Genomic DNA, 25712 nt, shown 5'->3' with positions numbered 1-25712 from the left:
GTCGCTCCCTTGCCGGAATTGCCGGAAGTCGAAATCATCCGCCGGGGGTTGGTCAACCTGACCTCCGGTTTCCCCATTGACCGGGTGGAACTCCTGCGCCCGGACTGTGTGGCGGGTTCTGCCCAGGAATTCCAAGCCGGTTTGCGTTACCAAGTTCTCCAGGATTGGCAGCGGCGGGGCAAGTATCTGTTGGGAACATTAACCAACGGCGGTCAGTGGGTGGTGCATCTGCGCATGACCGGGCAGTTGTTGTGGCTAACCACCCCCCAACCCGTGACCAAACACACCCGGGCACGGATTTTTTTCAGCGGCGGACAGGAATTGCGGTTTGTGGACCAGCGCACCTTTGGTCGGTTGTGGTGGGTTGCCCCAGGGGACGTTTTAACCCAGGTGGTGACCGGGTTACAGAACCTGGGACCGGAACCCTGGGATTGTGCCATTGACCATCTCTACCAAAAATGCCAAGGAACCCAGCGTCCGATTAAAACCGCCCTTTTGGACCAAACCTGGATCGCCGGGTTGGGGAATATCTACGCCGATGAGTGTTTGTTCCTGAGCGGTCTGGACCCCCAAACCCCCAGTGCGCTGTTATCGCCTGCCCAGGTTGCCCACCTGCACCGGGGGATCCTGCAAGTCCTAGAAACCAGCATCCAGGCGGGGGGCACGACCTTTGCCCACTTTCGCCATGTGCAAGGCATGAACGGTCATTATCTGAACCAAGCCTGGGTGTACGGGCGGGCGGGGCAACCCTGTCGGGTCTGTGGTACGACGATCCAGCGGCAAAAAATCGCCGGTCGTTCCAGCCATTTCTGCCCCCGCTGTCAACCCAAACGGCTCACCAGGCACTGATAGCGAATCGGCTCCGTATCGGGAGCACCGGGGTGGATCGTGCCCTCTTTTTGGAGGATAAATTCATCCCGGCGGATATGCACCGGGGGTTCCCCCTGGGGATGGATGTGGGTGCCGTTGGAACTTTGATCCACCAGGATAAATTTGCCCCGGCGAAATTCAATCCGACCGTGCTGGCGGGAGACCTGATCCGAGCGAATTACTAGATCATTATCCGGTGCCCGCCCCAAACTCAAGGAATGGTGTTGTTCATCCAAATAATGCACCTGATCCCGAAATTGGAGCCGTAACCGGAGGGCTTGCAGCGGCATGACCGGTGGGGTGATGTCCGCACCCACTATGGTGGCATCGGAGGCGTGTACCAGGATTTCGTACACGTCCACCGGTTCCTGTTTCCCCCGCACCAGGGTACGCTCCACCAGCCGTTTTTGTAGGGGTAACGCTGGATCGATGAGGCGCACCGTCTCCGCCGGGGTGAGGATTTGGTTGCGTTTGGCAAGTTGCACCATGCGCGCCGCCACATTCACCGCATCCCCAAACACATCCCCGTCCTCCTGCTCGATCACCGTGCCGTGGTTAAATCCGACCTTCAATCCAGAAATTACCTTGCGGTTGAGGAAAAATTGGGCGGACTGATCCTGCATCTCAAAAGCCGCCTGCGCCGCCAGGGAAGGATTCGGGAAGCGGATCATGATTTCATCCCCAATGGTTTTCACCACCTGCCCCTGATACTTTTGTCCCAGTTGATGCAGAAGTTGTAAGCAATCGCTCACCAGCACCAAGGCCGCTTCGTCCCCCAGGGTTTCGTAGAGTTTGGTACTGCCGCTGATGTCGGCGAACAGAATGGTGGATTCGCTACCCATTACCCCATCGGCTACGGCTGGTCATAAGTATCCCAAAATATCATAGCCCCAAGGGGTGGGGAATGGGATGCCCCTGACGGTTGCGTAGTCGTTGATTATAATAAAAAATACCGGTGTATCGGGCTGTTGCTTTGGGAATCACATTTATGGATAGCATCCTCGCCAAACTAAGAGACTTGTTGAGACGTTTGATTGACATTTTGCTTGGTCCCCAGCCCGAAGCGGAGCCGATTCCCGTGCCAGTGGACGACCGCCGTTAGTGCAGATTCTCGTCCTGCATGGTCCCAATTTGAACCTGCTGGGACAGCGGGAACCCACCATTTATGGCAACCTATCCCTGGCGGAAATCAACGCTCAGTTAGAACTTCAGGCTAAGGATTTAGGGGTCAACATTACCTGCCGCCAGTCCAACCATGAGGGGGTATTGGTGGATTGGATTCACCAGGCGGTGGGAACATTTCAGGGTTTGCTGATCAATCCGGGAGCCTACACCCACACCAGTTTAGCCATTGCCGATGCGATCCGGGGGACTGGCATTCCCACAGTGGAAGTGCATCTGAGCAATATCTACGCCCGGGAGTCCTATCGGCATCATTCCTGGATTGCGCCGGTGGCGGTGGGGCAAATCAGTGGGTTTGGAGTAGCGAGCTATCGCTGGGGGTTGGCGGCATTGGTGGACTATTGTCGAACCCATTGACCCCAGCAATGGTACTCACATTCTCCGCCAGGGTAGTACAAATGGCTTCCAGGGGCAAGTCGTTGGGGTCAAACCCAAAGGGGTCAGCGATCTGTCGCCCCAGTTCCTCAATGCCAAACAGGATAAACCCCACAACGCCCACCACCAAAACCGTCCACCAGCCCCATTGGGTCACCAGTGCCAGGGGCAGACATAGGCAGTACAGGGCAATCAATCGGCGCAGGTAGATCAAATAGGCGGGGGGAATGGGGGTTTGGCGAATCCGTTCACAGGCGGTCAACCCCTGGATAATGGCGTTGAGAAATTGGTTCAGTTCCAGCAATCGCACCGTATCAATCCGTTCCTGTTGAAATTCCTGCTGAAGATAATCCTGAATCCACAGGGTAATTTGCAGGGGACGGTTGCGACTCTGTTGCAATTGGGTTAATTCATCCGCATTAAAATAGGGCACTAATTCTGGATTGTCCGTCACCTCCCGCAAATGCAGTTTGGTCGCCACCGCAAACCCGGTCAACATCTGTAAAATCCGTTGCCGCCGCTGGGATTCCGCCTCGGTTTGCACGGGAATACACAGTTGAATGGTACGCGCCAAATTCCGCACATTCACCACAATATCCCCCCAGGCTTTGCGCCCTTCCCAAAACCGGTCGTAGGAACTATTGGTGCGAAAGACGAGCAGTAACCCCAGCACCAGGTTAAACACCACGTTGTTGGTCAATTCCCCAAAGACACGGATGGGTAAAGGGAAATGCATCTGCCACGCCTCCACAATTGCTGCACTGTATAATGTAAATACACCCATTAATGGTAAAATGTTGGGGAGTAACGACCCCCGCAGGGTCAACACGGTACGCAACCAGAGCCAGATGTGCGCCGGGGGCGGGGATTTAGCGGTCATCGGCAGCAGGGAACACGGGGGGCTGAAACTGGCTAATCATATTAACACTCCGGCGAATCATGGTGCAGAGGTCTTCCAAAGGCAAGTCATTCACATCCAAACCAAAGGGGTTTTCAATCTCCCGCGCCAATTCTTCCACGCCCATTAAAATAAACGCCACCACCCCCACGATCAAAACCATTGCCCAGCCCAACTCCGGTTTCAACCCCCAAGGCAACGCCAAGCAATAGACCAAAATTAATTGTTTCAAATAAATCACATAAGCCATCGGCAGGGGGGTACTGACGATGCGTTCACAGGTAGCTAAACCCTGAATCAATTGATTCACTGAATCATCCAATTCCCAGGCACGGTTGGAATCCAAACGTTGGTGCGCCACTTGTTTTTGGAAATAATCCTGCAACCACAGCGTGATATAAATGGGGCGATTGGGTACCTGGTCAAGGGTCGCACGTTCAGCGGGGGTCAGGAAATCCGTTAATTCTTGATTATCTGGGTTTTCCCGCAGGTGGAGTTTCACCGCAATGGGAAAGGCAATGAGTAATTGAAATGCCCTTTTTTTCTGTTGCCATTCCTGTTCATTTTGCACCGGGATACTCACCTGCATCGTGCGCGCCAAATTGCGCAGGGAAATCACAATTTGTCCCCAGGCTTTGCGCCCTTCCCAGTAGCGGTCGTAGGAATTATTCGTGCGAAAAACCAGTAAAAGACCGAGTACCAAATTATAAGCCACATTTGAGGTCAATTCCCCCAAAATACTGATCGGCAATTTCCAACCCATCTGCCGGGAAAAAACAATCAGAGCACTGTAGCCCATGAATAGGACAATCCGGGGGGCAATTCGTGGCAACACCGACCCCCGCAGTTGCACCGCCAAACGAAACCAATGGTGTGTGCGGTTGCCCACCCCGACCCACTCGCTGACCCCTTCCCTCCCTTTTTAGCACGGAATCCCGCCGGGCATCCCTCCGCCCCTTACAATAGGTTTCAGCCTTAATTAATTTTTTCAGAACAGAATGCAACGTCCACGGGTGCTTTCGGGGGTACAGCCCACCGGCAATCTCCATCTCGGCAATTACCTGGGTGCCATCCGCAACTGGGTGATGGGGCAAAAGGAGCGGGAAAATTATTTCTGTGTGGTGGATTTACACGCCATGACCGTGCCCTACCAGCCCGCAGAACTGGCACAAAATTCCTACACTGTAGCGGCTTTGTACTTAGCATGCGGACTCGACCCCCAGTACAGTGTGATATTCATCCAATCCCATGTGCCTGCCCACAGCCAACTGGCTTGGTTGTTAAATTGCATCACGCCCTTGAATTGGTTGGAGCGGATGATTCAATTCAAGGAAAAAGCCCTGAAACAGGGGGAAGATGTGGGGGTGGGGTTATTGGATTATCCGGTGTTGATGGCTGCCGATATTTTGCTGTATCAGGCGGATTTGGTGCCGGTGGGGGAGGATCAAAAACAGCATTTGGAACTCACCCGGGACATTGCCCAGCGGTTCAATTATCTATTTGCCACGCCGGAGACACCGATTTTGAAAGTGCCGGAACCCCTGATTGGCACGGCAGGCGCACGGGTGATGAGTTTGACCGATGGTACGAGCAAAATGTCCAAATCCGACCCCTCAGACATGAGCCGGATTAACTTACTCGACCCGCCCGATCTGATTCAGAAAAAAATTAAACGCTGTAAAACCGACCCGATCAAGGGCTTGGAATTTGACCATCCTGAGCGACCGGAATGCCATAATCTCCTGACCCTCTATCAAATTTTTACGGAACGGGAAAAAACCGCTGTGGCTAGTGAAGTGAAAGACATGGGTTGGGGAGAATTTAAGCCCAAATTAACCGATGCCATTATTGAGCATCTGCGTCCCTTGCAAACCCGTTATCAGGAATTAATGGGGGCAAAAGATTACCTTTATCAAGTGTTGCGGGAGGGACGGGAACGGGCGCATCAGGTGGCGCAAACCACCTTAGAACAGGTGCAAAAAGCGATGGGCATGGCGGCGCTTTTATGAATTTGCCTATAAACTTGCCCATGAATTTCCTAACCAATGGATGGGGAATTGCATGACCCATCTCAGCCGTTTGCAACAGGGGATTCAACGGGGGGAATTTCTGATCACCGCCGAAGTCATGCCCCCCAAAGGTGGCAACCCCGCAACCATGCTCCACATGGCACAGCTTTTAGACCCCTGGGTGCATGGCATCAACGTCACCGATGGCAGTCGTGCGGTCCTGCGTATGAGTTCTCTGGCGGCGGCGAGCTTATTACAACAGCATCACCTAGAACCGATTTACCAAGTCGCCTGTCGGGATCGCAATCGCATCGCCCTACAAGCGGATTTGATGGGTGCCAACGCCCTGGGCATTCGCAATGTTCTGGCGTTGACCGGCGACCCGGTGCGGGCGGGGGATCAGCCCCAAGCCAAGGCAGTTTATGACTACGAATCGGTGCGCTTGTTGCAGGTGATCCAAAAACTCAACCAGGGCATGGACAGCGAAAATCAACCCTTGCCAGACGGGGCGTTAAATCTATTTCCCGGTGCCGCCGTTGACCCCCAATCCGGGAGTTGGTCGGGATTACAAAGGCGTTTTGAACGGAAACTGCAAGCGGGGGCGCAATTTTTCCAAAGTCAAATGATTGTGGATTTTGACCGTTTAGAAAAGTTCATGACCCAGATTGCCCAGGGGTGTGGTCGCCCCATTTTAGCAGGCATTTTTCTGCTCAAATCCGCCAAAAACGCCCACTATATTAATAAGAACGTGCCGGGGGTGAAGATTCCCGAAGCCCTGATCCAACGCTTGGAACGGGCAGTCCATCCCCTAGAAGAAGGGATACGCATCGCCAGCGAGCAGGTGCAATGGGCGCGACAACTCTGCCAAGGGGTGCATCTGATGGCGGTCAAACGGGAGGATTTGATCCCGGAAATTCTTACCCAGGCGGGCTTATCTCCCACCAACCCTGCTCGGTACACACCGCCTGCACCGCCTGATCCCAAGGGTCACGGGGCAACAGGGGCAGGAGAAATGCCTGGAAAATAATGCCCACCCGGTACACCCCCTGCCACTCCGGTTGCGCCAACAGCCGGTCGAAATAACCGCCCCCATACCCCAAACGATAGCCCTGCCGGTCGTAGGCTAACGCCGGGATGAGCAGTAAATCCCCCGGTTGGGGTGTGAGTAGGGGGGCATCCGGGTTCGGTTCCGGGATTGTGCCTGCGATTAAAGCGGTACCTGTCTGCCAGCGATGCCAGCGCAAGGTCTGCCCATAACGGCGGGGTAAGCCCCAGATTTTGCCCCCCTCGTCCCACAAACAGTCCAAATCCGGTTCGCCTTGGATGCTGACATAGCCAAAGACCTGTTCTGCTGTCCGCCAGCGGGGATGGCGGGTTAAATGATGTATCACCTGCTGGCTGAATTGCCGATGTTGGGCTGGTGAAATGCTCTGCCGTTGTCCCCGTAAATGCGCCCGGAGTTGGGGTTTAGGAGGTTCCAGCACTAGGGGGTGCGGGTTTGGGACGGGGCACGGGACGACCACCCCCCCCGGTCGTTGGCGGTCGGGAAGGGCGGGCACCAGGGCCAGGACGGCGAGCCGCTGGTTTGTTGGGCAAAATCGCCGCCACCTGATGGGCTTGCCGGATCAGGAGGTCGGTGCCCTGGCGTTGCACCTGCAAATCCCAAAACATTCCCTTCCCCGGTTGGGGCAGCGTGCCCTTCAGTTCCAGCTTAAAGGTTTCCGCCGTTCCCGTTAAATTCATGGGCGCCCGCCGAATCCGTACCGTGACCACCTCTGCCCGATGATTTTGGCGCACCACCTCCCCCCGCACGGAGAAATAATCTTCCTCGACCCGAATGTCCCCGGCGACCAAGTCCTCCTCCTCCGGGTGCAGTTCCCCCGGTTCCCACACCCCCATCATCTGCACGTGCAAGGGCAAAAAGGGCGTGTCCGGCACCGGTTCTCCGGGTTTAGTGCGGGGTTTGTTGCGGGTGCGGGGATAAACCACCCAGAGGTGTTCCTGGGACAGGTCGAGCTTTTTTTTCACCAAGGTCATCAACCGCCCCAGGAGTACCGCATCCACCTGCACCCCGTCGTGGGTGGTCAAAATGCCCTTTGTGAACTGCTCCTGGGAAGGTTCATAACGACCCCGCAATACCCCAATCGCCCGGTACTGCAAAGGTTCCGTCGGCGGGGGAATCGGGTGGGTGTAACTGGCAACCGCAATCATCGTTCCGGCGATACCATCCGCACTGCGTGCCACCGTGCCCTGGCCTGTTTCACCTGTTGGGCGGCATCCAGCTTTTCCTTGCGGCTGACCGCCTTTTCCAAGGTCGCCTCCGCCTGAGCCAACTCCGCCTGTACCTTGGCCCCGTCGAGGGTCGAGGCCATTTCCGCCCCGTTCACCAGCACCGTCACCTCGTTGTTTTCCACCTCGGCAAAGCCCCCCAAGACCACCAGGGGGAACCAATCCCCACCGCTTTTGATCTGCATGACCCCAATATCCAGAGCCGTCAGTAGGGGAATGTGATCCGTCAACACCCCCAACTGCCCCGAGGTACTGGGCAAAATCACCTCCTGTGCCGCCCCGTCCCAAACGGTTTGCCCCGGCGTAATCACCCGTACGGTTAAGGTCATGCTTTCCCCTCAGCCTTCAGTTTTTCCGCCTTCGCCTTGGCTTCGTTGATGTCCCCCACCATGTAAAAGGCCTGTTCCGGCAGGTCGTCCAACTCCCCATCCAGGATCATCTTGAATCCTTTGATGGTATCTTCCAGCTTAACATATTTGCCAGGGGCACCGGTGAACACCTCCGCCACGAAGAAGGGCTGGGACAAAAACCGCTCCACCTTGCGGGCCCGGGCCACCGTCAACCGGTCCTCCTCCGAAAGTTCATCCAGCCCCAGGATGGCGATAATGTCCTGCAATTCCTTATACCGTTGTAAGGTCGCCTGCACCCGCCGGGCCACCGTGTAATGCTCCTGCCCCACGATACCCGGTTGCAACATGGTCGAAGTGGAATCCAGGGGGTCCACCGCCGGGTAAATGCCCTTGGAAGCCAAGCTCCGGGAGAGCACCGTCGTGCCGTCCAGGTGGGCAAAGGTCGTCGCTGGTGCCGGGTCGGTCAGGTCATCCGCCGGGACATACACCGCCTGAATCGAGGTAATCGAACCTTCCCGGGTGGAGGTGATCCGCTCCTGCAATTCCCCCATGTCCGTCCCCAGGGTCGGCTGGTACCCCACCGCCGAGGGCATCCGCCCCAACAACGCCGACACCTCCGAACCCGCCTGCACAAACCGGAAGATATTGTCAATAAACAGCAGAACATCCTGCTTATTCACATCCCGGAAATACTCCGCCATCGTCAACGCCGACAGCCCCACCCGCATCCGGGCCCCCGGCGGTTCATTCATCTGACCGTACACCAGGGCAATTTTGGACTTGCTGGGGTCTTCCTGGTTGATCACCCCGGATTCAATCATTTCGTTGTAGAGGTCATTCCCTTCCCGGGTGCGTTCCCCCACACCGCCGAATACCGAGACTCCCCCGTGGTTGATGGCGATATTGTTGATCAACTCCATCATGATCACGGTTTTCCCCACACCGGCCCCACCAAACAGACCGATTTTACCGCCCCTGCGGTAGGGGGTGAGCAAATCCACCACCTTGATCCCGGTTTCCAAAATCGAAGGTTTAATTTCCAGGTCGGTAAACTTGGGCGCTGAGCGGTGAATCGGCAGGGTGACCGTCCTGGGTACCTCGCTTTTTTCGTCCACCGGTTCGCCCAACACATTAAAAATTCGTCCCAGGGTCACTTCTCCCACCGGCACGCTAATGGGTGCCCCCGTATTGATCACCGGCATTCCCCGCACCAGACCGTCCGTGGAACTCATGGCCACCGCCCGCACCGTATTGTCCCCCAGCAATTGCTGGACTTCGCAGGTCACCGCTACTTCCTGACCCGCCTCATTTTTACCCTGAATCCGCAGGGCATCATAAACCTTGGGCAACTGCCCGGGCGGAAACGCCACATCCAGCACCGGCCCAATCACCTGGACAATCCGACCCACATTTGTCTGTTCAGCAGTGGCAACCATGAGTATCCATCCCCATTTGTGTTACGAAGAGCGCAAGCCTCGCCCCCTACTAGGGTATCACCCCTGGGGTCATTTGCATCCCAGCGCAGGGGTTGATAAATCGGCTAATAATAGAGAATGCCCCAGGAGAGGTGGCAGAGTGGTTGAATGCGCTTGACTCGAAATCAAGTTTGGGGTCACACCCAACGGGGGTTCAAATCCCCCCCTCTCCGTACCCACGCTCCCGTACTCGTGGCCATGTGGCTCAGGGTTTGGGTAGCGGGTCATGTTTAAGAACGAAGGGAAAACCAAATCCCACCAACACCTGGGCAAAAAATTAAATTATGGGCACTTCTAAAAATGGGTCGCACGCCCTTGGTTCTGGAGAATTGCTGTTTGTTAATCAAGTAGGATTGCTATATTCTTGGGCGCAAAATAGCCTATCAAATTATGGGGATAAAGTTAAGACGGCTTTCACCATCCCTTCTTCTAATTGGGGGTCAAAGGCAAACCCTGCCCGTTCACAGATTTTTTGCATGGCGGTGTTGGTCGGTAACATATACGCCTCCACTTGGGATATGTGTTCCATCCGGGCAATTTCCACCAAACGGCGCAGGAGTTCGGTGCCCAAACCTTGCTTTTGAAAACGATCCCCAATAATCATCGCAAATTCCGCCTTATTTGAGTTATGAAAACGGGATAACCGCCCCACCCCCACCACATGATGGTTGCCGGTTTCGGGGTCCTTGTGGTCAGCGACTAACACCATTTCCCGGTCGTAGTCAATAAAACAAATGCGGGTGAGCCGGTCGTGGGCAATCCGGTGTTGCAGGTTCATCATGTGGGTGTAGCGCATATACACGCTCTCCTCGGACAGGAGTTTATGAAATTCCACCAGCAGGGGTTCATCCTCCGGGCGAATCGGGCGAATGGTGACCGGCAGATGATTTTTGAGGGTAAAAGTGCTGATGTATTGGCTGGGATAGGGGCGAATCGCCAATTTGGGGGGAGCGTCTGAGCGCAAAACCACCCTGGCATCCAGGGCAATCAGATGTTCCGCCGAAGCCAAGAGCGGATTGATGTCAATCTCTTGAATTTCCGGCTGTTCCACCACCAACTGGCTAAACCGCACCAGCAGTTGCGCCAAACCATCCATGTCCACCGGACGGTTGCCCCGTACCCCCAACAGGGCTTGGTAAATCCGGGTGCGCTCCATCATCCGCTTGGCTAAAGTGCTATTCAGGGGGGGCAGTGCCAAGGAACGATCCTGGAAGACTTCTACCAGTTGCCCGCCCGTGCCGAAGAGAATCACAGGACCAAACTGCACGTCCATGCTACTGCCTAAAATCAGTTCGTAGCCCTGGGCACGGAACATGGGTTGCACGGTGACACCCAAAAACACATCGGGATGCTGGGCTTCCCAAGGTTTGACATTGGTGCGAATCAGATTAAAAGCCGCCGCTACCGCCTCAGGGTTGGATAAATTCAGTTGCACCCCCCCCACATCACTCTTATGGGTGATCACCTCGGAAAGTAATTTCACGACCACCGGATAACCCATGCGGTTGGCAATGGCAATGGCTTCCTCGGCGCTGGTGGCAATTTCCGTCGGCACCGTGGGTATCCCATAGGCGGTGAGGACTTGTTTGGCTTCGTACTCGGTGAGCAGGTTCCGTCCGGCTTGGCGTGCCTGGGCAAATATCTCCTGTACCAGGGGGCGGTTCGGGGTAAATTCGTCCGAATCCGGGGGCAGTTGGGGGGTTTCGTAGAGTGCCCGCAGGTTACTGCTGTAATGACACATATAGTTAAAAATGTGCGCCGCCGTGTCGGGATAACTAAAGGTGGGAATCCCCGCCGCATTCAGGGCGTGCATGGCAGGGGCGACACTTTCTCCCCCCATCCAACTGGCAAGGAGCGGTTTGGGATAATTTTTGGCACAGGCAATCAGTTGTGCCGCCGTTTCCGTCGGTTGGGACATGGCTTGAGGCGTGAGAATGACCAAAATGGCATCCCCATTGGGGTCATGGGCGACCACATCTAAGGCTTGGGCATACCGTTGGGCATCCGCATCTCCCAAAATGTCCACCGGATTCCCATGACTCCAGTGCTTGGGCAAAATCGGGTCGAGTTTGGCTTGGGTCTCAGAAGCAATTGCCGCCAACGTGCCCCCCCCCTCAATAAACGCATCCGTGGCGATCACCCCCGGACCACCGGCATTCGTGAGAATAATTAAACGATTCCCCTGGGGCAGTTTGGGCTGTTTGGAAAGCACCTCCGCCATGTCAAAGAGATCGGAGATATTATCCACCCGCAAAACGCCACACCGGCGAAAGGCGGCATTGAGCACCTCATCGCTCCCCGCCAAAGCTCCCGTGTGAGAAGTAGAGGCTTGCGCCGCCGCTGCGGTACGCCCTGCCTTCAGCACAATGATCGGTTTGGTCAACGCCACCTCCCGAGCCGCCGAGAGAAAGGAACGGGCATCGCCGATGGATTCCATATAAATGACAATGCTTTTGGTGTGGGGGTCATCTCCTAAGTAGTAGATCAAATCCCCCCAACTCACATCCAGCATGGAGCCGATGGAGATAAAGGCGCTAAACCCGACATTTTCCTGAAAACTCCAGTCCAAAATCGAAGTACACAGCGCCCCACTCTGGGAAATAAACCCCACACTTCCAGGGCGGGCAATGGTGCTGGCAAAGGTGGCATTTAAGCCGGTGACCGGGTTCATCACCCCCAGGCAGTTGGGTCCGATAATCCGCATTTGACCCGCATTTGCTAAGATTTCCTGCTCCAGCGCCATTCCCTCTGCGCCAATTTCCCGAAAGCCCGCCGAGATCACGATTGCTCCCTTCACCCCCGCCTGGGCACATTCGGCAATCACCCCCGGTACTGTCGGCGCAGGCGTGACCACCACCGCCAGATCAACCCGGTCGGGGACATCGTGAATGGTGGGATAGGCTTTAATCCCCAACACACTCGGACGCTTGGGATTGATGGGAAACACGGTTCCCCCAAAGGGCGTGGCAATCAGATTACTCAGCAAGGTGCGTCCGACACTGCCAGGGCGTTCCGTTGCCCCAATCACGGCGATGGTTTGGGGATGGAAAAAAACCTCCAGGGGATAGCGGTAGGGGGTGCGCCAAACGTCAGAAATGGCTTCGTTTCCAGGGGCAAGGGTGGCGGACTGCATCGGGGTTCTCCTTAAATGAACCAATTAACCATCGGTGGTGGTGACCGCCAAGTTGTCCCAGTTATCCGCTTGATGGTAGAGGGCACTCTCCAGGCGGCACCCTTGGTAGGAGAGGATGTACAGCTCCTTCAGGTCCCGCATCAGGGGATAACGGGGATTTGCCCCCGTGCATTGGTCGTCAAAGGCTTGCTCTGCCATTTTTTCCACGCTTTCATAAAATTCCCGTTCCCGATCCGGGAGTGCTTCCTTAATGGAAAGGGGAATATCGAGTTCCTGTTTGAGGTTTTCAATGGCATGGATCAACCGCTCGACCTTATCCTCCTCCGTGCGCCCGCCCAGGTGGAGAAAGTCGGCAATTTCCGCATAGCGTTGCTTGGCGTGGGGATAGGTGTATTGGGGGAAAATCGCCTGCTTGAAGGGGGCATCGGTGGCGTTGTAGCGGATCACATGGGAGATCATCAGGGCATTGGCTAAACCGTGCGGCACATGGAAGGTGGAGCCGAGTTTGTGTGCCAAAGAGTGACAAATCCCTAAAAAGGCATTGGCAAACGCCATCCCCGCAATCGTGGCGGCATAGTGGACTTTTTCCCTGGCAACGGGGTCTTTGGCTCCCAATTTGTACGCCCTGGGTAGATATTCAAATAACAGTTGAATCGCCTCCCGTGCCAAGCCCTCGGTAAATTCCGTCGCCAAGATGGAAACGTAGGCTTCAATGGCATGGGTAAGGGCATCAATCCCCCCGTAGGCAGTGAGTTTCTTGGGCATATTCATCACCAATTCCGGGTCAACGATTGCCATATTGGGGGTGAGGGCGTAATCCGCCAGGGGATATTTGATGCCGGTTTTATCATCGGTCACAACGGCAAAGGGCGTGACTTCTGACCCCGTACCGGAAGTGGTGGGAATCGCCACCAAAATCGCCTTTTGTCCCAGGGTGGGCAGGGCATAGACCCGCTTGCGGATGTCCATAAACCGCATGGCAACCCCGGAAAATTCCACCTCAGGATGTTCATACATCAGCCAGATCACCTTCGCCGCATCCATCGGTGAACCGCCGCCAAAGGCAATGATCACATCGGGGTTAAAACTGCGACACCGGGCTAAACCTTTTTCCACCGTCGTCAGGGTCGGGTCGGGTTCCACTTCATAGAAGGTTTGAAACTCGATCCCCAGGTCTTCCAAAATGTCCTCCACTTCCTTGAGCATTCCCATATCAAATAGGGGCTTGTCGGTAACCAGAAATGCCCGTTTTTTCCCCTGCAATTCCTGCAATGCCACCGGCAGACACCCAAACTTGAAATAAATTTTGGGGGGCACCCGGAACCACAGCATATTTTCCCGCCGTTCCGTCACGGTTTTGATATTCAGCAGATGGTGGGGAGCCACGTTTTCCGAGATAGAATTACCGCCCCAAGTGCCGCAACCCAAAGTGAGGGAAGGGTCAAGTTTGAAGTTATACAAATCCCCAATTGCCCCCTGGGAAGAAGGCGTATTTAATAACACCCGACTGGCGGCGACATGGTGTTCAAAATAGGCGAGGTCATCCCGGTTCGCAGGGTCGGTGTAGAGCACCGCCGTATGTCCCTTACCGCCAAAATTCACCAACTGGGCGGCAATTTCTACCCCGGCTCGGAAATTGGGTACCCGATACATGGCTAAAATCGGCGATAGTTTCTCATAGGAAAAGGGTTCATGTTCCCCGACTTCGGTCACTTCGCCAATTAACAACCGAGTCCCCTGGGGCACCGTAAAGCCCGCCAACTGGGCAATGTGCTCCACCGGTTGTCCCACAATCGCCGGATTCAATCTGCCGTCCTGGAGAATAATTTGCCGCACTTTCGCCACTTCTTCGGGGGAGAGAATGTAGGCACCCCGCCGGACAAATTCCTGTTTCACTGATTCATAAATATCTTCCACCACGATCACCGCCTGTTCCGAAGCACAAATCGTGCCATTGTCAAAGGTTTTGCTCAGCAGAATGGAACTGACCGCCATCGGTATATCGGCACTCACATCAATCAGGGCGGGGGTATTGCCTGCCCCTACCCCCAAGGAGGGATGCCCGGAGGAGTAGGCGGCTTTGACCATTGCAGGTCCCCCCGTCGCCAGGATCAGTTTAATGTCTGGGTGTTGCATGAGGGCTTGGGACAGGGGCACGGTGGGTTCATCAATCCAGCCGATGATCGGATCGGGAGCACCGGCGGCAACGGCGGCTTTGAGGACAATGCGGGCGGCTTCAATCGTGCAGGCTTTGGCTCTGGGGTGGGGGGAAAAAATAATGGCATTGCGGGTTTTGATGGCTAACAATGCCTTAAAAATAGCCGTAGAAGTAGGATTGGTCGTAGGGACAATGCCCGCCAAAATGCCAACGGGTTCGGCAATTTTCTGAATGCCAAAATGTTTGTCTTCTTCGATCACCCCGCAGGTTTTTTCATTTTTGTATTTGTTGTAGATCATCTCCGAGGCAAAGTGATTTTTGATCACCTTGTCTTCCACAATGCCCATACCGGTTTCTGCCACCGCCATTTTCGCCAGGGGAATACGGGCTTCATTCGCCGCAATTGCCGCCTGCTGGAAAATCCGGTCAACCTGCGCCTGGGAAAAGGTGGCGAACGCTTCCTGAGCAACTTTGACTCTGGCAATCAATTCATTTAAGGTTGCTTCATCAGTGACGCGCATCTCAGTTCCTCCTTTGCCTATCTTTAGGCTACAAACGTTTTTACTTTTCTGCTAGGAAACTTCAGCTTCTGATTGGGATCAAGGGGTAAATAGTCCTCGTGATCGGAAAGTGGCTTTGGTTTGGTTGATTAAGGATTCCTCCGGTTCGGGCGTATCTTTTAATAAATAGTTCAAACCCAACTGTTCCCATTTGTATTCCCCCATTTTATGAAAGGGCAAGACCTCCACCCGCTCCACATTGTCAAGGGTCGCCACAAAATCCGCCAATCCCTCAATGTTATGGGGCGCATCGGTCAGACCGGGCACCAACACAAACCGAATCCAGGTAGGTTTATGAATCCGGTTCAAATGCCTTGCCATCGCCAGGGTTGGCTCCAGGGAAACATGGGTCACCCGCTGATAAATTTGGGGATCAAAGGATTTAATATCCAACAGCACCAAATCCGTATGATCCAAAACGGGCTGGGCAACTTCAACGGGGCAATAGCCAGAGGTATCCAGGGCGGTATGGAGTCCCAACTCGTGGCAACCTTGAAAGATGGCGGAAACAAATTCCGGTTGCATCAGGGGTTCGCCGCCACTCACCGTCACCCCGCCGCCCCTCAGGTAGGAACGGTACTTTTGGATTTCGGCAAGCACTTCCCCTGCGGTGATTTCCCTGCCGCCATAGATCGTCCGACAGTCGGGATTGTGGCAGTAGAGGCATCGGAGGGGACAGCCCTGGGTAAACACCACAAAGCGGATACCGGGACCATCCACCGTCCCCATGCTCTCAAAGGAATGGATTTTGCCCTTAACACCGGTCGTGGAAGGTGCGGCTGATGACATCTAACTGTTGCTCACGGGTAAGTTTGACAAAGTTGACCGCATAACCCGATACCCGGATGGTGAGTTGGGGATACTGTTCCGGATGTTCCATCGCATCCAGGAGGGTTTCCCGTTGCAGTACATTGACGTTCAAGTGATGCCCGCCGTCGTGGAAATAGCCGTCCAGCATATTCACCAAGTTGCTCACCTGTTCGGCTCCCGTGCGCCCTAACGCCTTGGGCACGATGGAGAACGTATTGGAAATGCCGTCCAAGCTGTCCTGGTAGGGCAACTTCGCAACAGAAGCCAAAGAAGCCAGCGCACCGCAACAGTCCCGCCCGTGCATGGGGTTGGCACCGGGGGCAAAGGGTTGACCGGCTTTGCGTCCATCGGGGGTCGTGCCCGTCTTTTTGCCATAGACCACATTGGAAGTAATGGTCAACACCGATTGGGTCGGCACTGCATCTCGGTAGGTCTTTTGTTGCCTAAGGGCATTCATCATGGTCTGCACCACCCAGACTGCCAGTTCATCCGCCCGGTCGTCGTTGTTGCCGTAGGTGGGATAACTGCCCTCGATCTTGAAGTCAATGGCTAAACCCCGGTCGTCCCGAATGGGTTGCACCTGGGCGTACTTAATCGCAGACAGGGAATCAGCCACCACCGACAGCCCCGCAATCCCACACGCCATCGTGCGATACACATCCCGATCGTGGAGTGCCATCTCAATGCGCTCATAGCAGTACTTGTCGTGCATATAGTGAATCACATTGAGGGTATTCACATAGGTGCGGGCTAACCAGGCTATGACCTCTGCAAATCGGGCTTTCACCACCTCAAAATCCAGCACTGCGTCGGTAATTGGATTCATCACGGGAGCAACCTGATCCCCCGACTTTTCATCCCTGCCGCCGTTGATCGCGTAGAGCAGTGCTTTTGCTAAGTTTACCCTGGCACCAAAAAACTGCATCTGCTTACCGATCCGCATCGCCGACACACAGCAGGCAATGCCGTAGTCATCCCCGAAGTAGGGACGCATCAGGTCGTCATTCTCGTATTGGATGGAACTGGTATCAACGGAAGTTTGGGCGCAGAAACGTTTGAAGTTGTCGGGTAATTGTTCTGACCACAACACTGTCAAATTGGGTTCCGGGGCGGGTCCCAGATTGTAGAGGGTCTGCAAAAACCGGAAACTATTTTTGGTCACCAGGGGTCTGCCATCTTCTCCCACACCCCCGATCGCTTCTGTAACCCAAGTGGGATCGCCGGAAAACAGTTCGTTGTAATCGGGCGTTCTCAGGAACCGCACCATACGGAGCTTCATCACAAAATGATCCACCAACTCCTGGATTTCCGCTTCGGTGATCAGCCCTAGTGCCAAATCCCGTTCGCAATAAATATCGAGGAACGTGGACACCCGACCCAAGGACATGGCGGCTCCGTTTTGTTCTTTCACCGCCGCCAAATAGCCAAAATAGAGCCACTGGAAGGCTTCCCTGGCATTCGCCGCCGGCTTGCTGATGTCAAACCCGTAACTCTGTGCCATCTGTTGCAATTCTTTCAGGGCTTTAATTTGTTCAGAAAGTTCCTCCCGCAGGCGAATGGTCGGCTCATCCATGACATTGCCTTCCAGGGAGCGCAGTTGCTCCTGCTTGTCCTTGATCAAAAACTCCGTGCCATAGAGTGCCACCCGGCGATAGTCCCCGATGATCCGTCCCCGTCCATAGGCATCGGGCAGACCGGTGATAATCCCCGATCGGCGACAGTTGCGCATTTCCGTCGTGTAGGCATCAAACACCCCGTCGTTATGGGTTTTGCGGTACTTGGTGAAGACCGCCTCCGTTTGGGGATCAAGCTGATAACCGTATGCCTCCAGGGCACTTTTGACCATGCGAATTCCGCCAAAGGGCATGATGGCACGTTTGAGGGGCTTATCCGTTTGCAGTCCGACCACCTGTTCCAATTCCCGATCGATGTAGCCAGGGGCATGGGCAGTGATGCTAGAAGGAACCGCCGTATCCGCATCCAGCACCCCTTTTTCCCGTTCTTGGCGCATGAGTTCCTTGACCTGTGCCCAAAGCCTTGCCGTCCGATCGGTTGGTCCTGTTAAAAAGGCACCATCCCCCGTGTAAGGAGTGTAGTTGGTTTGAATGAAGTCCCGGACATCAACCCTTTCATTCCATACATTTGGCTGAAATCCTTGCCACTCTGCTCTCAATTTCCCCCCCTCCTTGGAGGGAAGTTCTGCCAAATTATTGTCTGTCAAAAATCCTGCTTCCAAGCCTTCTTTGCCCATAGGTTTCCCTTCCTTTGGGGACATCGTAATATTCCCCTGTTCCTATTATTAACCCCTGCACCAACCTTATACGGGAATTTTATAATTCTGTTAGATTTTTTTTAGGATTTTATCGTGAAATTTTGTGAACGTTTCTAATAATTGCCTTTTATTTTCACGACAGGGCATCTCTATATGATTTGAGCCAACCTATCGCCTGCGTGGCGTAGCCATAAATCTCAGCGTTGGCATACCCATATTACCCAGAACCAAGGGCGGGGGTGCCCCTGTAACCCGTGTTCTCAATATGGCTTAGGGTAATGTTACAAATTATCAATATTATGGATGGGGTAAATCCACCAGCACGGAAGCAAGAAGTTGTACATCTTTGGGTTTGATTTTATATCTCCCCGATTCAATATCACGAATCCAGCTTTGACTTTTATGCAACAGGGTAGAAAGCTGTCTTTGACTAATGCCTTGCCGGAGTCTGGCTTGTTTGATCATGGCTCCCGTGAGCGAATGAACTGCGGTGGCTTTACGGCTGGTTTTGGATTTTATTTCCTTTTTAGGGGTTTCCGCTTGCCAATCCTCGGGAAATTCCCGAATGGTAATCGCCGCATTTAAGAGTTGGGACCATTTTTGCTTCGAGTTGATCATGGCTTTTTCTGCCTGAGCTACTTCTGTCCAGTAGTTCAGTGCTTCCTCTGGATCATCCGGTAAATTCTGGGCACTTACCCACCAGGGTTGAATGAACTCAGGATAGGTACTGTTCTCAAATAGGGGCTTGATGCCGTAGTAAAATAGCTGTTCTAAATCGGCTTCAAAGCTGGTCATTAACTTGCGCCGCACGTCGGATTTATACCAAGCAATTTGCAGAGATTCTTCCCCATAGATGAGTTTTAATAGGGTAGCAATTTTGGCACTGCGGTCTTGCCCAACTCGTAACCGAAATAGGAAATGCAGTAACATCACCACCGCCCCCTCATGCCGTTGCCAGAGATACATGATTTTGGGGGGCAAAGACATGGGCAGACACCCGTATTGGTAATAGGCGGTTTTGCTCCGTGCCTGTTGGGGATTCAAAAAATAGGTTGACCAACGACCTGCTAACACTCGGAACGATAAACCACTCAGATAATGGGAACCGTCTTCGGTGGTGGTGAGATGGTAGGTGGGGCGGGCAAACCAGAGGGGTTCCGCAGGTAGATGAAATGCCTTGATCCTGCCTTTTGCCTGCCAATGGATTTCCACTTCTAATTCGCAGGCTTGTCTGACCAAAGATTCAATTAAAAGCAATTTTTTCACCCGATTCATATCCTTGCGCTGATTTAGCCCCAAAAATTCAGCAATAATCCGGTCATTAATCACAATTTCTTCTTCCCAAGGACGGGCTTTTTGGGTGGCACAGGCGGCTAGGAATAAATGGATCAAAACCACCCGCATATCCCGATTTTTTGCTCCCTGACGTGGCAGGCGATAAATCAACCGACCGGCTCGGCTTTCATATTCATAGGTCATGAATTCCCCGGCGGGTTGCCAGTGCTGGTATGGTCTTTGGGTCATCACATGACAGGCTTGCCAAATCACCAAACAGGAGGCAAAGGGCTGATTTTTCCCATTTTGATAGAGCGTGATATTGGCTTGGGGATAGTCAATTGAGGCGGGTTTACCTTGGGGAACGGTGAACCAATGACTCAGACAGGAAGATACCTGTTGGCAAGCTGAATCCACCGGTGAAAGGGTAATCGGTTCTGGTATTACATACCCCTCCGCCTCCTGTGTCCTGAAGGTTTGGACGGGGCAAATCCCGCAATTCACATTCGGGTCAGCCATTATTGGTTACGGTTAAAGTAGTTTAGACTCTAATCGCCTGAACCCATAATTTTCTGTCATCTAGTAAGCATATTTACTATTTTTTAAGACTTTTCTGGATTTTGGTATCCAGTGTGACTTTTTTCCCCGGCTAGGGATGCCAATTCAGAGGCACGACACCCCACCACAATCCCCAACTCAATGAAATGCACGCTGTAGATGTAGAAGGATTGTAAAAAGGTACCAATCGCCACAACATAGCCCACGTCGCCTTTGCGAGCCAGAATATCCCGCAGTTCCCGACCAGAAAAAGTGCCGTCATTGCGGATGGTTTTGGTCAGTTGGACTTTCTCACCAATTTCAAAAACTGGGGGTGCATCGAGTTCCATTTCTGAACGGCTCATTTTAGGATGCCTCCAGGGTTTGACGAATGTGTTGACTAATTTCCACTAACTCCGCTAGGGATAACCCCCGTTTGGATTCCGTAGCCCGACGGCGCACGATGGCTAAAATCGCCCGGGCTTGCGGGGGAGTAACCTGGATGCCCTCCTGTTGCAGGAGATAAATGATTAAATGGGTACCCGAATGTTTGCCAATCACAAACCGGCGTTGCCGCCCAACCGCTTCGGGGGGGTAGGGTTCGTAGGTGCAGGCATTCACCAAAAGACCGTGGGTATGAATCCCCGATTCGTGGGAAAAGGTGTTTTCACCCACCACGGGTTTGCACAACGGGGGCGGGCAATTGGCGGCTTGAGCAACCACCTGGGAGAGTTCCCAAAAACGCTCCGTGCGGATGGGTAATTTGATGCCATAGAGTTCCTTGAGGGCGATCACGACTTCCTCTAGTGCCGCATTCCCCGCCCGTTCTCCTAACCCATTCACCGTGGTATTCACCGAGCGCGCCCCGGCTCTGATGCCTGCCAACGCATTCGCCACCGCCATTCCCAGGTCATTGTGGGTGTGCATTTCCACCGGAATCTCCAGGGCGCTGGTCAATTGTTCAATCTGTGCGTAGGTGGCAAAGGGGTCAAGTCTCCCCACCGTATCACAGAAGCGAAATCGCTCCGCTCCCCAGGCTTGGCTATAGCGGGCAACGTCCAGGAGAAACGCCGGGTCTGCCCGGGAACTATCCTCCCCCCCGACCGCCACAAACAGCCCGTGGGCTTTGGCAAACTCGATGCATTTTTTCAGTTGGGCAAGCATCGCCCAGCGGTTGCTGTGAAATTTGACGGCAATTTGCACATCCGATACGGGCACGGAAATATGCACCCGTTGCAGCCCACAGGCAAGGGAGGCTTCCAGGTCGGAAATTTTACAGCGATTCCAGCCGAGTAACCGGGCGTTTAATCCCGCTTGCACCAGGGCTTTGATCGCTTCCGCCTCCTCGCCCCCCATGATGGGAATGCCTACCTCTAATTCGGGAATGCCAATTTGGTCTAATAGACGGGCAATGGCTAATTTTTCCCGCACATTAAAAGCAACCCCAGCGGTCTGTTCCCCATCTCTTAGGGTGGTATCGTTGATGATAATTGGGTCAATCATGATTGATCACAAACGAGATGATTAACCAAGGCATGATGCCTAGCAATTGAGGGTCAATCATTTGAGTTGATTCCCAAACATGCCTTTGAGAAACAACCAAAAAATCAACAGGTAAATTACCAAAAAAGTAACGGTGGTCATGGTTTTAGACTCCTGAAACAGGGGATAAATGCCAACATCGTTCTAACCACGCCAAATGTTGCGGGCGGGCGGTCTGGTGCCGCAAAAGAATCATGCGGACTAACAATGCTTCGTCGGCATTCTTGATGTGAATATCCAGCAAACCATCTTTCCGGCATTCGCAACTAATCGCTAGTTCTTCCAAACGCAAACGCACATTCCACCGCTCCCCAATGGGTAGGGAATCAATGCGGTCGGTCAAGACATACTCTGGCATGAATCAAACTCCGTAATGGGATGGCTTGGTTATAGCAAGTGTCTCGCATTAAGCTCCGGCACCAAGTCCCAATCGTTTTATTGGATTTATTGCAATGTACTCATCTGGGGCACCAATCCCCCAAACTCCCATCCGAAGCCATGTTCTCGCCCGCACTCCCCCTCATCCCAGGGGCAGGTACGGGTGTTTTCCGCAGTTTTCTATGGATTTCCGGTTGCCGAAGTAGGAATATGTGTACTCAACGCAACGTTCATCCCCATCCGTATCAACGGGGAAATGTGCCGGTGAATAGGCTGTACTCACCCTAATTTGTATTATTGACTACCAGATGCCCGACAGAGAAGAAATTTAACATTATTTTTGGTATCTTATGTAACCATTTGCGGGGATTATGTTACTATTTATACAGAAGTCAGTGGAGGGTTTAACCAGTGGATTAGGTGGGGGTGAGTACACTGATAAACGGTGGCGATTTATCCCTGAAATCCTTGCCAGCCAAGGGTTTGGCTGAGTGCATTTAATCTCAAAAATCCGCAGATATATCCTGACTCTGCCTGGAAATATACCCGTTCTCTAGGGCAAAAGAAAAATCAATGTCCCCGGGGCATAGGGATTGGAGGGCTGAGTACATTTTTAATAGGTTTAATCAAGTTATTTCCAGGGGGATGTCCGTCGGCAAAAGGGGGCGGTGTTATAACGAGTGCAATCGATTCGTACAGGCACTCTATCCATGACTCCCCCCCCTGCTAATGCCGCTAAAAATTGCGGATGTACCCAACAAAATCTCGGCGATACCCTCGCCAGTCGGGATGAACGTATCAAGGAGCGTATTGCCAAGCATCCCTGTTATAGCGAGGAGGCGCACCACCATTACGCCCGGATGCACGTTGCCGTCGCCCCGGCGTGTAACATTCAGTGCAATTATTGCAATCGCAAATATGACTGTGCCAATGAGAGCCGCCCTGGTGTGGTGAGCGAAACCCTGACCCCAGAGGAAGCCGCCCATAAGGTACTGGTGATTGCGGGCAAAATTCCGCAGATGACGGTGGTGGGCATTGCGGGTCCTGGCGATCCCTTGGCAAATCCCAAACAGACCTTTGAAACCTTTGCTCGGATTGCCGAAAAAGCCCCGGATATTAAACTCTGCCTTTCTACGAATGGCTTAAATTTGCCGGACTATGTGGACAAAATCAAGGAACTGAACATTGACCATGTGACGATCACGATTAACACCGTTGACCCAGAAATTGGCGCTCGCATTTATCCTTGGATTCGCTGGCAGAGAAAGCGGATTAAGGGCATCGAAGGGGTGAAAATCCTCCTCGAACGGCAACAGGAAGGTTTGCAGGCACTCCAGGAAGCGGACATTCTCTGCAAGGTGAATTCGGTGATGATTCCCGGCATTAATGACCAGCATTTGGTGGAAGTGAATCGGGTGATTCGGGAGCGGGGCGCATTTTTGCATAACATTATGCCCCTGATTTCCGCACCAGAACATGGCACTTATTTTGGGCTAAATGGACAGCGGGGACCCACCCCCAAGGAACTGAAGGAATTGCAGGATAGGTGCGCGGGCAATATGAAAATGATGCGCCATTGTCGCCAGTGTCGGGCGGATGCGGTGGGTTTATTAGGGGAAGACCGCTCCCAGGAATTCACCAAAGAGAAATTCATGACCATGCAACCCGAATACGATACGGAACAGCGGCGGTTGGCGCATACCCGCATCGAACTCCGAAAAATGGAATTGGCAGAACAAAAAGCCAAACTTCAGGGCAAAAATGTCAAACCCACTCCCAAAATTTTGGTTGCCGTTGCCAGCAAAGGCGGTGGCTTGGTCAATCAACACTTCGGTCATGCGAAGGAATTTCTCATCTATGAAGTGGATGGGAATACGGTCAACTTCGTCAGCCATCGCAAGATCGATCACTATTGCCAAAGCGGTTATGGGGAAGAGGCAACTTTGGAAAATATCATCCAAACGATTAGTGATTGTCGGGGTGTGCTCTGTTCCAAAATTGGCAGTTGTCCCCAGGAAAAATTAAGAAAGAGCGGGATTGAACCCTTTGAAGATTACGACGTAATTGAAACCGTCGCCCGCAAGTTTTACACCCAGTTTATGCGCACCCAAATGGAGGTGGATCATGCCCTACACAGCCACTAATCAATACATGAGTTGGGCGGAGTGCCGTGCCCGGTGTCCCCGGGGGGCGATTCAATACCGTAACCACCACTATCAACTCGATGCCAAGTTATGCGACCGCTGTCACAGCTTGAAGGAATATCCCTGCGGCGGCATTTTTGTCAACAATTCCCCCTACCAGTTGGAGGATTTCAACACCTACTGGCGGGAATGGTTCACCCACTACAACCAACTTGTCCATCGCTTGCACCAAAAAGGAGGTCGGGCATGACCATTTACTTAGATAACAACGCCACCACCCAGGTGGATGAGCGGGTTTTAGCCGCCATGTTGCCCTATTTGACCGAGTTTTATGGCAATCCTTCCAGTATGCACCGCTTTGGTGGACAGGTGGCAAAGGCAGTCCAAACCGCCCGGGAACAGTTGGCAGACCTGATTGGGGCACTCCCTTCGGAAATCATTTTCACCAGTTGTGGCACGGAAGGGAATAATGCGGCGATTCGTTCGGCGTTGGCAACCTTCCCCGACCGCAAGCACATCATCACCACCCAAGTGGAACACGCCTGCGTTCTCAATCTCTGCAAGACCCTGGAAAAACAGGGCTACCGGGTGACCTACCTCTCGGTGGATAGCCGAGGAATGTTGGACTTGATGGAATTGGAGGCGGCTTTGACGGGGGATACGGCGGTCGTTTCCACCATGTATGCCAACAACGAAACGGGGGTGATTTTCCCGGTGGAGCAAATCGGTGCTTTAGTCAAGTCCTACGGAGCTTTATTCCATGTGGATGCGGTGCAAGCGGTGGGGAAAATTCCCATCCATCTGCAAAACAGTACTATTGATTTTCTCACCCTATCGGGGCATAAATTCCATGCGCCCAAGGGGGTGGGTGCCCTATTCGTCCGACGGGGGGTACGCTTTCGTCCCCTGCTCATCGGTGGGCACCAGGAACGCAACCGCAGGGGCGGCACCGAAAACGTGGCGGGGATTGTGGGGCTGGGGCAGGCAGCACTATTGGCACAACAGCATCTGGCACAAATGCAATCGGTTCAAGCTCTACGGGATCACCTAGAAGCTTCAGTCCTGCGGACGATTCCCGATACGGTGGTCAACGGTCAGGGCAGTCCCCGTTTGCCCAATACCACCAACATTGGCTTCAAGTACATCGAGGGAGAAGCGATCCTCCTCCTGCTGGATCGGGAGGGCATTTGTGCGTCCTCGGGTTCCGCTTGCACCTCTGATTCTTTAGAACCTTCCCATGTCCTGCGGGCGATGGGGCTTCCCTACAGCGTTTTGCATGGTTCCATTCGCTTCAGTCTCTCCCGCTACACGACCGAAGCGGAAGTGGAGCAGTTGCTCGCCGTACTGCCGGGAATCGTGGCGCAACTCCGTGCCCTTTCTCCTTTTAATGCGGCGGATCAGGGCTGGATCGAAGAACGCACTCAAGCTGTTGTCCCCAAATAGGAGGTGAAACAA

General features: G+C 53.6%; 23 protein-coding genes and 1 tRNA gene. 9 read left to right on the top strand and 15 right to left on the bottom strand.

Features of this window, described 5'->3' with window-relative positions:
- Nucleotides 1-9 precede the first annotated feature (9 nt).
- Nucleotides 10-849 (top strand): DNA-formamidopyrimidine glycosylase, encoded by an 840-nt coding sequence (locus MLD66_RS05475; protein ID WP_247215929.1) that lies wholly within the window; start codon nucleotides 10-12, stop codon nucleotides 847-849.
- Here MLD66_RS05475 and MLD66_RS05470 read toward each other — a convergent pair.
- Nucleotides 822-1712, bottom strand: coding sequence for an adenylate/guanylate cyclase domain-containing protein (locus MLD66_RS05470; RefSeq protein WP_247215928.1), 891 nt, complete (start codon nucleotides 1710-1712; stop codon nucleotides 822-824). The genes MLD66_RS05475 and MLD66_RS05470 overlap by 28 nt on opposite strands.
- A 146-nt stretch (nucleotides 1713-1858) precedes the next feature.
- Between MLD66_RS05470 and MLD66_RS05465 the strand changes: the two genes are divergently transcribed.
- Together MLD66_RS05465 and aroQ are read left to right on the top strand one after the other, a co-directional pair.
- Nucleotides 1859-1972: a DNA topoisomerase I gene (locus tag MLD66_RS05465; protein ID WP_247215927.1), complete on the top strand. Its 114-nt coding sequence runs from the start codon at nucleotides 1859-1861 to the stop codon at nucleotides 1970-1972.
- Nucleotides 1972-2409 carry a type II 3-dehydroquinate dehydratase gene (gene aroQ, locus MLD66_RS05460; protein ID WP_247215926.1) on the top strand — a complete coding sequence of 146 codons (438 nt, stop codon included), beginning with the start codon at nucleotides 1972-1974 and terminating at the stop codon, nucleotides 2407-2409. The genes MLD66_RS05465 and aroQ overlap by 1 nt, the downstream gene beginning before the upstream one ends.
- Here the strand turns inward: aroQ and MLD66_RS05455 are convergent.
- Both MLD66_RS05455 and MLD66_RS05450 read right to left on the bottom strand, forming a co-directional pair.
- A complete protein-coding gene (locus MLD66_RS05455) occupies nucleotides 2339-3307 on the bottom strand; it encodes a bestrophin family ion channel (protein ID WP_247215925.1) in 969 nt (322 codons plus the stop codon). The two genes, aroQ and MLD66_RS05455, sit on opposite strands and share 71 nt — an antisense overlap.
- Nucleotides 3297-4214 (bottom strand): bestrophin family ion channel, encoded by a 918-nt coding sequence (locus MLD66_RS05450; protein WP_247215924.1) that lies wholly within the window; start codon nucleotides 4212-4214, stop codon nucleotides 3297-3299. The genes MLD66_RS05455 and MLD66_RS05450 overlap by 11 nt, the downstream gene beginning before the upstream one ends.
- 109 nt (nucleotides 4215-4323) lie before the next feature.
- On the opposite strand from MLD66_RS05450, the gene trpS reads away from it, so the two are divergent.
- Complete coding sequence (trpS, locus tag MLD66_RS05445; protein ID WP_247215923.1) at nucleotides 4324-5334, top strand: tryptophan--tRNA ligase; 1011 nt, start codon at nucleotides 4324-4326, stop codon at nucleotides 5332-5334.
- A gap of 52 nt (nucleotides 5335-5386) precedes the next feature.
- A complete protein-coding gene (locus tag MLD66_RS05440) occupies nucleotides 5387-6361 on the top strand; it encodes a methylenetetrahydrofolate reductase (protein ID WP_247215922.1) in 975 nt (324 codons plus the stop codon).
- On the opposite strand, the gene MLD66_RS05435 is transcribed toward MLD66_RS05440, so the two are convergent.
- Genes MLD66_RS05435 through atpD form a run of 4 tightly spaced genes read right to left on the bottom strand, consistent with a single transcriptional unit; the run spans nucleotide 6252 to nucleotide 9409 of the window.
- Nucleotides 6252-6818, bottom strand: a complete 567-nt coding sequence (locus MLD66_RS05435) for a 5-formyltetrahydrofolate cyclo-ligase (RefSeq protein ID WP_247215921.1) — start codon at nucleotides 6816-6818, stop codon at nucleotides 6252-6254. The genes MLD66_RS05440 and MLD66_RS05435 overlap by 110 nt on opposite strands.
- Nucleotides 6802-7578: a hypothetical protein gene (locus tag MLD66_RS05430; protein WP_247215920.1), complete on the bottom strand. Its 777-nt coding sequence runs from the start codon at nucleotides 7576-7578 to the stop codon at nucleotides 6802-6804. The genes MLD66_RS05435 and MLD66_RS05430 overlap by 17 nt, the downstream gene beginning before the upstream one ends.
- Entirely contained in the window at nucleotides 7542-7952 is a 411-nt protein-coding gene (gene atpC / locus MLD66_RS05425) for an ATP synthase F1 subunit epsilon (protein ID WP_247215919.1), read from the bottom strand. Before atpC ends, MLD66_RS05430 begins: the two co-directional genes overlap by 37 nt.
- Nucleotides 7949-9409 (bottom strand): F0F1 ATP synthase subunit beta, encoded by a 1461-nt coding sequence (atpD, locus tag MLD66_RS05420; protein WP_247215918.1) that lies wholly within the window; start codon nucleotides 9407-9409, stop codon nucleotides 7949-7951. The genes atpC and atpD overlap by 4 nt, the downstream gene beginning before the upstream one ends.
- Before the next feature lie 125 nt (nucleotides 9410-9534).
- On the opposite strand from atpD, the gene MLD66_RS05415 reads away from it, so the two are divergent.
- Nucleotides 9535-9621: transfer RNA gene (locus MLD66_RS05415), tRNA-Ser, on the top strand.
- A gap of 215 nt (nucleotides 9622-9836) precedes the next feature.
- On the opposite strand, the gene MLD66_RS05410 is transcribed toward MLD66_RS05415, so the two are convergent.
- From MLD66_RS05410 to MLD66_RS05375, 8 genes are all read right to left on the bottom strand, one after another.
- On the bottom strand, nucleotides 9837-12581 hold the full coding sequence (locus MLD66_RS05410) for a bifunctional acetate--CoA ligase family protein/GNAT family N-acetyltransferase (protein WP_247215917.1): 2745 nt from the start codon (nucleotides 12579-12581) through the stop codon (nucleotides 9837-9839).
- Nucleotides 12582-12605: 24 nt separating this feature from the next.
- A complete protein-coding gene (gene adhE, locus MLD66_RS05405; protein ID WP_247215916.1) occupies nucleotides 12606-15260 on the bottom strand; it encodes a bifunctional acetaldehyde-CoA/alcohol dehydrogenase in 2655 nt (884 codons plus the stop codon).
- A gap of 78 nt (nucleotides 15261-15338) precedes the next feature.
- On the bottom strand, nucleotides 15339-16088 hold the full coding sequence (pflA, locus tag MLD66_RS05400) for a pyruvate formate-lyase-activating protein (RefSeq protein ID WP_247215915.1): 750 nt from the start codon (nucleotides 16086-16088) through the stop codon (nucleotides 15339-15341).
- Entirely contained in the window at nucleotides 16054-18282 is a 2229-nt protein-coding gene (gene pflB, locus MLD66_RS05395; RefSeq protein WP_348644349.1) for a formate C-acetyltransferase, read from the bottom strand. Before pflB ends, pflA begins: the two co-directional genes overlap by 35 nt.
- Before the next feature lie 396 nt (nucleotides 18283-18678).
- The gene (locus MLD66_RS05390) at nucleotides 18679-20175 is read right to left on the bottom strand and encodes a helix-turn-helix transcriptional regulator (protein ID WP_247215913.1); all 1497 of its coding nucleotides are present in this window, start codon (nucleotides 20173-20175) and stop codon (nucleotides 18679-18681) included.
- Nucleotides 20176-20258: 83 nt separating this feature from the next.
- Nucleotides 20259-20558 carry a nitrogen fixation protein NifZ gene (locus MLD66_RS05385; RefSeq protein ID WP_247215912.1) on the bottom strand — a complete coding sequence of 100 codons (300 nt, stop codon included), beginning with the start codon at nucleotides 20556-20558 and terminating at the stop codon, nucleotides 20259-20261.
- A 1-nt stretch (nucleotide 20559) separates the two neighbouring features.
- Nucleotides 20560-21696 carry a homocitrate synthase gene (gene nifV, locus MLD66_RS05380; protein WP_247215911.1) on the bottom strand — a complete coding sequence of 379 codons (1137 nt, stop codon included), beginning with the start codon at nucleotides 21694-21696 and terminating at the stop codon, nucleotides 20560-20562.
- 145 nt (nucleotides 21697-21841) lie between these two features.
- Complete coding sequence (locus MLD66_RS05375; RefSeq protein ID WP_247215910.1) at nucleotides 21842-22093, bottom strand: Asr1405/Asl0597 family protein; 252 nt, start codon at nucleotides 22091-22093, stop codon at nucleotides 21842-21844.
- Between the two features lie 730 nt (nucleotides 22094-22823).
- Between MLD66_RS05375 and nifB the strand changes: the two genes are divergently transcribed.
- From nifB to nifS, 3 genes are read left to right on the top strand one after another with little or no spacing between them, the layout of a single operon-like run.
- Nucleotides 22824-24257 (top strand): nitrogenase cofactor biosynthesis protein NifB, encoded by a 1434-nt coding sequence (gene nifB / locus MLD66_RS05370; protein WP_247215909.1) that lies wholly within the window; start codon nucleotides 22824-22826, stop codon nucleotides 24255-24257.
- Nucleotides 24238-24507 carry a hypothetical protein gene (locus MLD66_RS05365; protein ID WP_247215908.1) on the top strand — a complete coding sequence of 90 codons (270 nt, stop codon included), beginning with the start codon at nucleotides 24238-24240 and terminating at the stop codon, nucleotides 24505-24507. The genes nifB and MLD66_RS05365 overlap by 20 nt, the downstream gene beginning before the upstream one ends.
- Complete coding sequence (gene nifS / locus MLD66_RS05360; RefSeq protein ID WP_247215907.1) at nucleotides 24504-25700, top strand: cysteine desulfurase NifS; 1197 nt, start codon at nucleotides 24504-24506, stop codon at nucleotides 25698-25700. The genes MLD66_RS05365 and nifS overlap by 4 nt, the downstream gene beginning before the upstream one ends.
- Nucleotides 25701-25712 lie beyond the last annotated feature (12 nt).

Source organism: Synechococcus sp. C9, assembly GCF_022984075.1.
GTDB lineage: Bacteria > Cyanobacteriota > Cyanobacteriia > Gloeomargaritales > Gloeomargaritaceae > Gloeomargarita.
This window is presented reverse-complemented; position numbering and strand designations above follow the sequence as displayed.